Source organism: Streptomyces sp. NPDC023481, assembly GCF_055560195.1.
In genome coordinates, this window is the sequence record NZ_JBVHJE010000010.1 from 183,827 (window position 1) to 195,072 (window position 11,246).

Below are 11,246 nucleotides of genomic sequence, written 5' to 3' on the forward strand. Positions count from 1 at the left end.
CAGTGGACCGACCAGTGTACGACTTATCCGATCAGAGTGCTGGGTGGGACACGCGTCAGCGTGCGTTGAAGTACTTCGCCTCCGGGTGGTGGATCACGATGGCGTCCGTGGACTGCTCGGGGTGCAGCTGGAACTCCTCGGACAGGTGGACGCCGATCCGCTCGGGCCGCAGCAGTTCCGCGATCTTGGCGCGGTCCTCCAGGTCGGGGCAGGCGCCGTAGCCCAGGGAGAAGCGGGCACCCCGGTACTTCAGCTCGAACATGTCCTGGATTTCGGCGGGGTCCTCGCCGGCGAAGCCGAGTTCGGCGCGGACCCGGGCGTGCCAGTACTCGGCGAGGGCCTCGGCCAGCTGGACGGACAGGCCGTGCAGTTCGAGGTAGTCGCGGTAGGCGTTGGCCTCGAAGAGCTTGGCGGTCTCCTCGCCGATGCGGGAGCCGACGGTGACCACCTGGAAGCCGACCACGTCGGTCTCGCCGGACTCCTCCGGGCGGAAGAAGTCGGCCAGGCACAGGCGCCGGCCGCGGCGCTGGCGCGGGAAGGTGAAGCGGGTCCGCTCGTTGCCCTGCTCGTCCAGGATGATCAGGTCGTCGTCCTTGGAGACACAGGGGAAGTAGCCGTACACGACGGCCGCCTCCAGCAGGTTGTCGGTCTGCAGCCGGTCGAGCAGGCCGCGCAGCCGGGGCCGGCCCTCGGTCTCGACCAGTTCCTCGTAGGTCGGCCCCTCGCCGGTGCGGGCCTGCTTCAGCCCCCACTGGCCCTTGAACAGCGCGCCCTCGTCCAGCCAGCTCGCGTACTCCTTGAGCTGGATGCCCTTGACGATGCGGGTGCCTTGGAAAGGCGGGGTGGGCACGGGGTTGTCGGTGGCGACGTCGGAGCGGACGTGGCCCTCCTCGGGCCGCTCCTCGACCTGGACGGCGGTGGCCCGGACCCGGCGCTGGCGCAGTTCGGGCAGCTTCGCTCCGGGGACGCCCCGCTTGACGCCGATCAGGGCGTCCATCAGGCGCAGGCCCTCGAAGGCGTCGCGGGCGTAGCGGACCTCGCCCTCGTAGATCTCGTGCAGGTCCTGTTCGACGTAGGCCCGGGTGAGGGCGGCGCCGCCGAGGATGACCGGGAAGCGGGCGGCGAGGCCGCGCTGGTTCAGCTCCTCCAGGTTCTCCTTCATGATCACCGTGGACTTCACCAGCAGTCCGGACATGCCGATCACGTCGGCCCGGTGTTCCTCTGCGGCCTCCAGGATCGCGGAGACCGGCTGCTTGATGCCCAGGTTGACGACGTTGTAGCCGTTGTTGGACAGGATGATGTCGACCAGGTTCTTTCCGATGTCGTGCACGTCGCCGCGCACGGTGGCCAGCACGATCGTGCCCTTGCCCTCGGCGTCCGACTTCTCCATGTGCGGTTCGAGGTGGGCGACGGCGGCCTTCATGACCTCGGCGGACTGCAGGACGAACGGCAGCTGCATCTGGCCGGAGCCGAACAGCTCGCCGACGACCTTCATGCCGTCCAGCAGGGTCTCGTTGACGATGTCGAGCGCCGGGCGGTCCCGCAGGGCCTCCTCCAGGTCGGCCTCCAGGCCGTTGCGCTCGCCGTCGATGATCCGGCGCTTGAGCCGCTCGTCCAGGGGCAGGGCGGCCAGTTCCTCGGCCTTGCCGGCCTTCAGGGACTTCGCCGTGGCGCCCTCGAAGAGCTGCATGAGCTTCTGGAGGGGGTCGTAGCCCTCGCGGCGGCGGTCGTAGATGAGGTCGAGGGCGGTCTGCACCTCCTCCTCGCTGAACCGGGCGATCGGCAGGATCTTGGAGGCGTGCACGATGGCCGAGTCCAGGCCCGCCTTGACGCACTCGTCCAGGAAGACGGAGTTCAGCAGGATGCGGGCGGCCGGGTTGAGGCCGAAGGAGATGTTCGACAGGCCCAGCGTGGTCTGCACCTCCGGGTGCCGCCGCTTCAGCTCGCGGATCGCCTCGATGGTGGCGAGGCCGTCCTTACGGGACTCCTCCTGACCGGTGCAGATGGTGAAGGTCAGGGTGTCGATGAGGATGTCGGACTCGTGGATGCCCCAGTTCCCGGTGAGGTCGTCGATCAGCCGTTCGGCGATCTCGACCTTCTTCTCCGGGGTGCGGGCCTGGCCCTCCTCGTCGATGGTGAGCGCGATCAGGGCGGCGCCGTGCTCCCGGGCCAGCTGGGTGACCCTCGCGAACCGGGAGTCGGGGCCGTCGCCGTCCTCGTAGTTCACCGAGTTGATCACGGCGCGGCCGCCGAGCTTCTCCAGGCCGGCCCGGATGACGTCGACCTCGGTGGAGTCCAGGACGATCGGCAGGGTGGAGGCGGTGGCGAAGCGGCCGGCCAGCTCCTCCATGTCGGCGACGCCGTCCCGGCCGACGTAGTCCACGCACAGGTCGAGCAGGTGCGCGCCCTCGCGGATCTGCTCCCGGGCCATCTCCACGCAGTCGTCCCAGCGGCCCTCCAGCATGGCCTCGCGGAACTTCTTGGAGCCGTTGGCGTTGGTGCGCTCGCCGATGGCCAGGTAGGAGGTGTCCTGCCGGAACGGGACGGACTGGTACAGGGAGGCGGCGCCCGGCTCGGGGCGCGGGTCGCGTTCGGTGGGGGTGACGTCCCGGACCCGCTCGACGACCTGGCGCAGGTGCTCGGGGGTGGTGCCGCAGCAGCCGCCGACCAGGGAGAGGCCGTACTCGCGGACGAAGGTCTCCTGCGCGTCGGCCAGCTCGGGCGCGGTCAGCGGGTAGTGGGCGCCGTCCTTGCCGAGGACGGGCAGGCCCGCGTTGGGCATGCAGGACAGACGGACGCGGGACTGGCGGGCCAGGTAGCGCAGGTGCTCGCTCATCTCGGCGGGGCCGGTGGCGCAGTTCAGGCCGATCATGTCGATGCCGAGGGGCTCCAGCGCGGTCAGCGCGGCGCCGATCTCCGAGCCGAGCAGCATGGTGCCGGTGGTCTCGACGGTCACGGAGACGATCAGCGGGACCTCGTACCCGGCGGTCTCCATCGCCCGGCGGGCGGCGATCACGGAGGCCTTGGTCTGCAGGAGGTCCTGGGTGGTCTCCACGAGCAGGGCGTCGGCGCCGCCGGCGAGCAGGCCCTCGGCGTTTCGCTGGTAGGCGTCGCGGATGGCGGTGAAGGTGGTGTGGCCGAGGGTGGGCAGCTTGGTGCCGGGGCCCATGGAGCCCAGCACCCAGCGCTGCCGGCCGTCGCGGGCGGCGAAGTCGTCGGCGCACTCGCGGGCGATGCGGGCGCCGGCCTCGGACAGCTCGGCGACGCGCTCGGGGATGTCGTACTCGCCCAGAGCCGTGAGGTTGGCCCCGAAGGTGTTGGTCTCGACGCAGTCGACGCCCACGGCGAAGTAGGCCTCGTGGACGGAGCGGACGATGTCGGGGCGGGTGAGGTTGAGGATCTCGTTGCACCCCTCCAGGTGCTGGAAGTCCTCGAGGGTGGGCTCCTGTGCCTGGAGCATGGTGCCCATCGCTCCGTCGGCGACCACCACACGGGTGGCGAGCGCCTCTCGGAGCGCGGACGCACGGGTCCGGCTGTCGGCGGAAGGGGACGGCGGCGACGAGGCCATGTAGGGCTCCCTGGGATGCGACGGCTGTCGGCTATGCGGCTTCCCCGGGGGCGGGGCGTGCCGCACGGCGTCAGCGTAACCGGCCGTCGGCTTGGATGGGCACAGGCGTCCACGAGGCGGACGCGGGTGACCCCGGTGCCACGTGGAGGTCGCCGTTGATGTAACAGGTGCCGTACGACCATTAGCGAGAGGTCGGCATCGACCGGTAGTGTTCGACATTGCCGAACGGATGCTTCCCGCACCGTGGGCAGTCGAAGGGGACGGAGGCAGAACGGCGATGGCACGGAACATCCAGTCGCTCGAACGGGCGGCGGCGATGCTGCGGCTGCTCGCGGGCGGCGAGCGGCGGCTCGGCCTCTCGGACATCGCCTCGTCGCTGGGCCTCGCCAAGGGGACCGCCCACGGCATCCTGCGCACCCTCCAGCAGGAGGGGTTCGTGGAGCAGGACGACGCCTCCGGCCGCTACCAGCTGGGCGCGGAGCTGCTGCGCCTCGGCACCACCTACCTCGACGTGCACGAACTGCGCGCGCGGGCCCTGGTGTGGGCCGACGACCTGGCCCGCTCCAGCGGCGAGAGCGTGTACCTGGGCGTGCTGCACCAGCAGGGCGTGCTCATCGTGCACCACGTCTTCCGGCCCGACGACAGCCGGCAGGTGCTGGAGATCGGGGCCATGCAGCCCCTGCACTCGACGGCCCTGGGCAAGGTGCTCTCGGCGTACGACCCGGTGGCGCACAGCGAGGCCCTGGAGGCCGACCGCAAGCCCTTCACCGACCGCACGGTGTGCGAGCCCGGCGACTTCGAGGACCTCCTGGACCTCACGCGCGCGCGTGGCTACGCGGCCGACGTGGAGGAGACCTGGGAGGGCGTGGCGTCGATCGCGGCGCCCATCCACGACCGGCGCCGGATGCCGGTGGGCGCGGTCGGCATCACCGGGGCCGTGGAGCGGCTGTGCCGGGACGGCGAGCTGCGCCCCGAGCTGATCGCGGCGGTGCGCGACTGTGCCCGCGCGGTCTCCCGGGACCTGGGCGCCGGGCGGTTCTGACCGGCGACGACGGCAGCGGACGACCGGGACGCCAGGCGGCGTTCCGGTCATCGATCTACCCTGAAATGGACAAAAAGGGCTGGATCGTACGTCCGTACCCGAAGGTTGATAACCCGTAGCGATCAATAACGATCCTGCATTCGATAACAGAACTCTTGACGCACGCGTAACGCCGAAGCAAGACTCCCGTCCATCGGTCGGCATTGTCGAACACCTACCGGCAATACGCGCTAGAGTGTGACAACGCCAAGGGCCGGCATCGCTCTCACCCCCGAGGGCGCCAGAACCCCCGGTGGGACCCGGGGTTCGGCTTCCCTGGACGAAGGACAAAGGAGTCGCGGGTGTCCAGCTCCGACATCTTCATCGGCGAGACCATCGGTACCGCCATACTCATCCTGCTCGGCGGCGGCGTGTGCGCCGCGGTCACGCTGAAGGCCTCCAAGGCCCGTAACGCCGGCTGGCTCGCCATCACCTTCGGGTGGGGCTTCGCCGTCCTGACGGCCGTGTACATCTCCGGACCGCTGTCCGGTGCCCACCTCAACCCGGCCGTCACCGTCGCCCTCGCCATCAAGGACGGCGAGTGGAGCAACGTTCCGACCTACTTCGCCGGCCAGCTGCTCGGCGCGATGATCGGCGCGGCCCTGGTGTGGGTCGCCTACTACGGCCAGTTCCACGCGCACCTGACCGACAAGGAGATCGTCGGCGGTCCGGGCGCGCAGGCCACCACGGCCAAGGCCGTCGAGGCCCAGGAGAAGGGCGCCGGCCCGGTCCTCGGCATCTTCTCCACCGGTCCGGAGATCCGGAACATCGCACAGAACCTCGCCACGGAGGTCATCGGCACCGTGGTCCTGATCCTCGCGGTCCTCACCCAGGGCCTGAACGACAAGGGCAACGGCCTCGGCGTCCTCGGGGGTCTGATCACCGCGCTCGTGGTGGTGTCCATCGGCCTCTCGCTCGGCGGTCCGACGGGCTACGCCATCAACCCGGCCCGCGACCTGGGCCCGCGCATCGTGCACGCCCTGCTGCCGCTGCCCAACAAGGGCGGTTCCGACTGGAGCTACGCCTGGATCCCGGTGGTCGGTCCGCTCCTCGGCGGCGCCATCGGCGCGGGCATCTACAACGTCGCCTTCGCCTGAGAAGCCTCTTGAGAAGCCCGACCGAGCACCGAGACCTCGCGCACGCGCCGTACGTGCAGCCCCCTCACCACGGATCCTCCAGGAGCACACAGTGACCGACGCCCACACCGCAGGCCCCTTCATCGCGGCGATCGACCAGGGCACGACCTCCTCGCGCTGCATCATCTTCGACCGGGACGGCCGTATCGTCTCCGTCGACCAGAAGGAGCACGAGCAGATCTTCCCGAAGCCGGGCTGGGTCGAGCACAACGCCAACGAGATCTGGACCAACGTCCAGGAGGTCGTCGCCGGCGCCGTCGCCAAGGCCGGCATCACCCGCGACGACATCAAGGCCATCGGCATCACCAACCAGCGCGAGACCACCGTGCTGTGGGACAAGAACACCGGTGAGCCCGTCCACAACGCCATCGTCTGGCAGGACACCCGCACCGACGCGCTCTGCCGGGAGCTGGGCCGCAACGTCGGCCAGGACCGCTTCCGCCGGCAGACCGGTCTGCCGCTCGCGTCCTACTTCGCCGGGCCCAAGGCCCGCTGGCTGCTCGACAACGTCGAGGGCCTGAAGGAGCGCGCCGAGGCCGGGGACATCCTCTTCGGCACCATGGACACCTGGGTCATCTGGAACCTGACCGGCGGTGTCAACGGCGGCCGCCACGTCACCGACGTCACCAACGCCTCCCGCACCCTCCTCATGAACCTGCACACCACGCAGTGGGACGAGAAGATCTGCGAGTCCATCGGCGTGCCGATGGAGATCCTGCCCGAGATCCGCTCCTCCGCCGAGGTCTACGGCGAGGTCACCGGCGGCAAGCTCGGCGAGCTGCTCGGCGGGATCCCGGTCGCCTCCGCGCTCGGCGACCAGCAGGCGGCCCTGTTCGGCCAGACCTGCTTCTCCGAGGGCGAGACCAAGTCGACGTACGGCACCGGCACCTTCATGGTGATGAACACCGGCGACAAGATCATCAACTCCTACGCCGGTCTGCTGACCACGGTCGGTTACAAGATCGGCGACCAGCCGACGGTCTACGCCCTGGAGGGCTCGATCGCCGTCACCGGTTCGCTGGTGCAGTGGATGCGCGACCAGATGGGCCTGATCTCCACCGCCGCCGAGATCGAGACGCTCGCGCTCTCGGTGGAGGACAACGGCGGCGCCTACTTCGTGCCGGCCTTCTCCGGCCTGTTCGCCCCGCACTGGCGCTCCGACGCCCGCGGTGTGATCGCCGGCCTGACCCGGTACGTCACCAAGGCGCACCTGGCCCGCGCGGTCCTGGAGGCGACGGCCTGGCAGACCCGGGAGATCGCCGACGCCATGGTCAAGGACTCCGGCGACGAGCTGGTGACCCTGAAGGTCGACGGCGGCATGACCTCCAACAACCTGCTGATGCAGACCCTGGCCGACGTCCTGGACGCACCGGTGGTGCGCCCGATGGTCGCCGAGACCACCTGCCTCGGCGCCGCCTACGCCGCCGGCCTCGCCGTCGGCTTCTGGTCCAGCACCGACGAACTGCGCGCCAACTGGCGCCGGGCCGCCGAATGGACCCCCCAGATGGACGCGGACACCCGCGACCGTGAGTACAAGAACTGGCTCAAGGCCGTCGAGCGGACCATGGGCTGGATCGAGGACGAGAGCTGAGCGGCCCTAGACGGCTCAGACATCTCTGACGAGGAGTAAGTACCCGACATGACCAGTCAGTCCACCCTTCAGTCCGTGCCCGCCCTGGGAACGCACCCGGCCTCCGGCTCCAACCCGAGCCGGGCCGAGACCAGGGAGCAGCTCGCCAAGGCGTCGTACGACCTTCTTGTGATCGGCGGCGGCATCCTGGGCATCTCCACCGCCTGGCACGCCGCGCAGTCCGGCCTGAGGGTGGCTCTGGTCGACGCCGGCGACTTCGCCGGCGCCACCTCCTCCGCCTCCTCCAAGCTGCTCCACGGCGGTCTGCGCTACCTGCAGACCGGCGCGGTGAAGCTGGTGGCGGAGAACCACTTCGAGCGCCGTGCGGTCTCCCGCCAGGTGGCCCCCCACCTGGCGAACCCGCTCACCTTCTACCTCCCCGTGTACAAGGGCGGGCCGCACGGCGCGGCGAAGCTCGGCGCGGGCGTCTTCGCCTACTCCGCGCTCTCCGCGTTCGGTGACGGCGTGGGCCACCTGCTCTCGCCGGCCAAGGCGGCGCAGGACGTGCCCGAGCTGCGGACCGAGAATCTCAAGGCCGTGGCCGTGTACGGCGACGACCAGATGAACGACGCGCGCATGGCGCTGATGACGGTCCGCGCGGCCGTCGAGGCGGGCGCGGTCGTCCTGAACCACGCCGAGGTCACGGGCCTGCGCTTCACCAGGGGCCGGGTCACCGGCGCCGACCTGAAGGACCGCACCTCCGGCGACGAGTTCGGGGTCAACGCCCGGCTCGTGCTGAACGCGACCGGCCCCTGGGTCGACCACCTGCGCCGGATGGAGGACCCGAACGCGGCGCCGTCCATCCGCCTGTCCAAGGGCGCGCACCTGGTCCTGAAGCGCACCTCCCCCTGGAAGGCCGCGCTGGCCACCCCCATCGACAAGTACCGCATCACCTTCGCCCTCCCCTGGGAGGACATGCTCCTGCTCGGCACCACCGACGAGGAGTACGAGGGCGACCCGGCGGACGTCTCGGTCAACGACAAGGACATAGCCCAGATCCTGGACGAGGCCGCGTTCTCCGTCCGGGACCAGCAGCTCCAGCGCGACCTGATCACCTACGCGTTCGCCGGTCTGCGGGTGCTGCCGGGCGGCCCCGGCGACACCGCCAAGGCCAAGCGCGAGACGGTCGTGACCGAGGGCAGGGGCGGCATGCTGTCCGTCGCGGGCGGCAAGTGGACCACGTTCCGGCACATCGGCCGTACGGTCATGCAGAAGCTGGAGGCGCTGCCGGGCCACCCGCTCGGCGACGACTTCGAGCCGATCTCCTCGCTGCCGAAGAAGCTGCCGCTGCCGGGCGTCGCCAACCCGCGCGCGGTCGCGCACCGCCTGCTGGTGGACGGCCCGGCCCCGGGCCCGCGCATGGCCGCCGACACCGCCAGGCACCTGGCCACCCACTACGGCTCCCTGGCCTTCGACATCGCCCGCCTGGCGAACGAGCACCCGGAGCTCGCCGAGCGCGTCCACCCCGACGCCCCGGAGATCTGGGCGCAGGTGGTCTGGGCCCGTGACCACGAGTGGGCCCAGACGCCGGACGACGTTCTGCGCCGTCGTACCACGCTGACCATCCGGGGCCTGGCCACGGACGAGGTCCGCGCGAAGGTCCAGGACGTGCTGGACGGCAAGTAGACCCGCGCGGCGGCCGGTATCCCCGACCGGACCGTCCGCCGCCGGCCGCTCCGGACCCCGCCGCACCGGGTCCGGACCCCCGGGAGGGGCGGCTCCACGCCGATGGAGCCGCCCCTCATCGCCGTCCTGGGCCGCACCGCATAATGGGCTGATACATCCGAGGTCTGGCGACAGGAGGGCTGCCGTGGCGGTCACCGACGAGGCGATCGAGAAGATCAAGGGCATGATCGTCGCCGGTGCGCTGCGCCCCGGCGACCGGCTGCCCAAGGAGAGCGAGCTGGCCGCCGAGCTGGGCCTGTCCCGCAACTCCCTGCGGGAGGCCGTCCGCGCGCTGTCGCTGATCCGGATCCTCGACGTGCGGCAGGGCGACGGCACGTATGTGACCAGCCTGGACCCGCAGTTGCTGCTGGAGGCGATGAGCTTCGTCGTGGACTTCCACCGCGACGACACGGTGCTGGAGTTCCTGGCGGTGCGCCGGATGCTGGAGCCGGCCGCGACCGCGCAGGCCGCCTCGCGCATCAGCGAGGACGAACTGGACGCGCTGTCGGCCCAGTTGGACGCGCTGGGCGCCGAGCCGTCGGTGGAGGAACTGGTCGCGGCCGATCTGGAGTTCCACCGGAGCATCGTGCGCGGCGCCGGGAACTCGGTGTTGTGCTCGCTGCTGGACGGGCTGTCCGGGCCGACCACCCGGGCCCGGATCTGGCGGGGGCTCACCCAGGAGGACGCGGTGGCCCGCACCCTGCGCGAGCACCGGGCGATCCTGGGCGCGCTGCGCGACCGGGACGCGGAGGCGGCCCGCTCCTGGGCGACCGTGCACATCGCGAGCGTGGAGCAGTGGCTTCGCCGCTCCCTGTGAGGGGCGCCGGGCCGGCCGCCGTCCTCCCCGCTGACCGGGGGTGTTCCGGGCCCGCGAACGGGGCAGTGATCCGTTCACTCCCCCGTGCAAGGGGGCTGCGGTCGCCCCCGCCGGACGCCGTAAGGTTGGTGGGTCAAGCGAGGGCACGTCGGAAGGAGGCACTGGGTGATCGAGCTGGAGGGGGTTCCCGAGCTGATCGACCCAGTCATGGTGGCCGCGTTCGAGGGCTGGAACGATGCCGGTGACGCCGCCTCCACGGCGGTCGCGCATCTGGAACGCGAGTGGAAGGGCGAGGTGTTCGCGGCGCTGGACGCCGAGGACTACTACGACTTCCAGGTGAACCGCCCCACGGTGTTCATGGACGGCGGTGTGCGAAAGATCACTTGGCCGACGACACGGCTGTCGGTGGTCCGTGTCGGCGGTGACAAGCCGCGCGATCTGGTGCTGGTCCGGGGCATCGAACCGTCCATGCGGTGGCGTTCGTTCTGCAACGAACTGCTCGGCTTCGCGCACGAGCTGGGGGTGGAGCTGGTGGTCATCCTGGGCGCGCTGCTCGGTGACACCCCGCACACGCGGCCGGTCCCGGTCAGCGGGGTGACGTCCGACCCGGACCTGGCGCAGCGCATGGACCTGGAGGAGACCAAGTACGAGGGTCCGACGGGCATCGTCGGCGTCCTGCAGGAGGCGTGCACGCACGCCGGCGTCCCGGCGGTGTCGCTGTGGGCGGCCGTACCGCACTACGTCTCGCAGCCGCCCAACCCCAAGGCCACGCTGGCGCTGCTGAACCGGCTGGAGGACCTGCTCGACATCCGTGTCCCGCAGGGCGAGCTGCCGGAGGACGCGCGGGCCTGGCAGGTGGGGGTGGACCAGCTGGCCGCCGAGGACAGCGAGGTCGCCGAGTATGTGCAGACGCTGGAGGAGGCCCGGGACACCGCGGAGCTGCCGGAGGCGTCCGGCGAGGCGATCGCGCGGGAGTTCGAGCGGTATCTGCGCCGACGGGACGTGGGCCCTCCGGGCGGCAAGCAGCGGCCCCCGGCGGCCGGCGGCGGCGCCAAGGAGGACGACGAGGACGGGCCGGAGGACTGAGGGCACGCCGGCCGGGGTACGGCGCCTGCGGTGCGGCGGCCAGGTTCAGCGGCCAGGGTTCAGCGGCCGACATCCGGCGGCCGGGCAGGCGGCCGGGTACGTAGGCGGCCGGGCAGGGCGACTGCGGTACGACGGCCGGGTACGCGGTCCCGCACGGCGGCCCGGTACAGCGGCCAGGGTTCAGCGGCCGACATCCGGCGGCCGGGCAGGCGGCCGGGTACGTAGGCGGCCGGGCAGGGCGACTGCGGTACGACGGCCGGGTA

At 71.0% G+C, this 11,246-nt stretch carries 8 protein-coding genes; 6 read left to right on the forward strand and 2 right to left on the reverse strand.

From position 1 onward, the window contains the following. Positions 1-55: 55 nt before the first annotated feature. Positions 56-3,568, reverse strand: a complete 3,513-nt coding sequence (gene metH, locus ACZ3ZD_RS20970) for a methionine synthase (protein WP_467399387.1) — start codon at positions 3,566-3,568, stop codon at positions 56-58. Between the two features lie 277 nt (positions 3,569-3,845). Here metH and ACZ3ZD_RS20975 point away from each other — a divergent pair, with 277 nt between their 5' ends. The 6 genes from ACZ3ZD_RS20975 to ACZ3ZD_RS21000 all read left to right on the forward strand — a co-directional run bounded on the left by ACZ3ZD_RS20975 (position 3,846) and on the right by ACZ3ZD_RS21000 (position 10,983). Further along, positions 3,846-4,610, forward strand: a complete 765-nt coding sequence (locus ACZ3ZD_RS20975; protein WP_467399389.1) for an IclR family transcriptional regulator — start codon at positions 3,846-3,848, stop codon at positions 4,608-4,610. A 341-nt stretch (positions 4,611-4,951) separates the two neighbouring features. Next, on the forward strand, positions 4,952-5,746 hold the full coding sequence (locus ACZ3ZD_RS20980) for an MIP/aquaporin family protein (RefSeq protein ID WP_467399392.1): 795 nt from the start codon (positions 4,952-4,954) through the stop codon (positions 5,744-5,746). A 91-nt stretch (positions 5,747-5,837) separates the two neighbouring features. Continuing rightward, the gene (gene glpK / locus ACZ3ZD_RS20985; RefSeq protein ID WP_467399393.1) at positions 5,838-7,376 is read left to right on the forward strand and encodes a glycerol kinase GlpK; all 1,539 of its coding nucleotides are present in this window, start codon (positions 5,838-5,840) and stop codon (positions 7,374-7,376) included. A 48-nt stretch (positions 7,377-7,424) separates the two neighbouring features. Then, positions 7,425-9,041, forward strand: coding sequence for a glycerol-3-phosphate dehydrogenase/oxidase (locus ACZ3ZD_RS20990; RefSeq protein WP_467399396.1), 1,617 nt, complete (start codon positions 7,425-7,427; stop codon positions 9,039-9,041). A gap of 184 nt (positions 9,042-9,225) precedes the next feature. Beyond that, positions 9,226-9,897, forward strand: coding sequence for a FadR/GntR family transcriptional regulator (locus ACZ3ZD_RS20995; RefSeq protein ID WP_467399398.1), 672 nt, complete (start codon positions 9,226-9,228; stop codon positions 9,895-9,897). Between the two features lie 165 nt (positions 9,898-10,062). Continuing rightward, entirely contained in the window at positions 10,063-10,983 is a 921-nt protein-coding gene (locus ACZ3ZD_RS21000; RefSeq protein WP_467399401.1) for a PAC2 family protein, read from the forward strand. Positions 10,984-11,042: 59 nt separating this feature from the next. Here ACZ3ZD_RS21000 and ACZ3ZD_RS21005 read toward each other — a convergent pair. Then, positions 11,043-11,246: hypothetical protein (locus tag ACZ3ZD_RS21005; protein WP_467399402.1), on the reverse strand; the 204-nt coding region annotated here is incomplete at its 5' end.

Coding starts and splice junctions, on each gene's coding strand:
- metH (WP_467399387.1), bottom strand. CDS start 3,568: ATGGCCTCGTCGCCGCCGTCCCCTTCCGCCGACAGCCGGACCCGTGCG.
- ACZ3ZD_RS20975 (WP_467399389.1), top strand. CDS start 3,846: ATGGCACGGAACATCCAGTCGCTCGAACGGGCGGCGGCGATGCTGCGG.
- ACZ3ZD_RS20990 (WP_467399396.1), top strand. CDS start 7,425: ATGACCAGTCAGTCCACCCTTCAGTCCGTGCCCGCCCTGGGAACGCAC.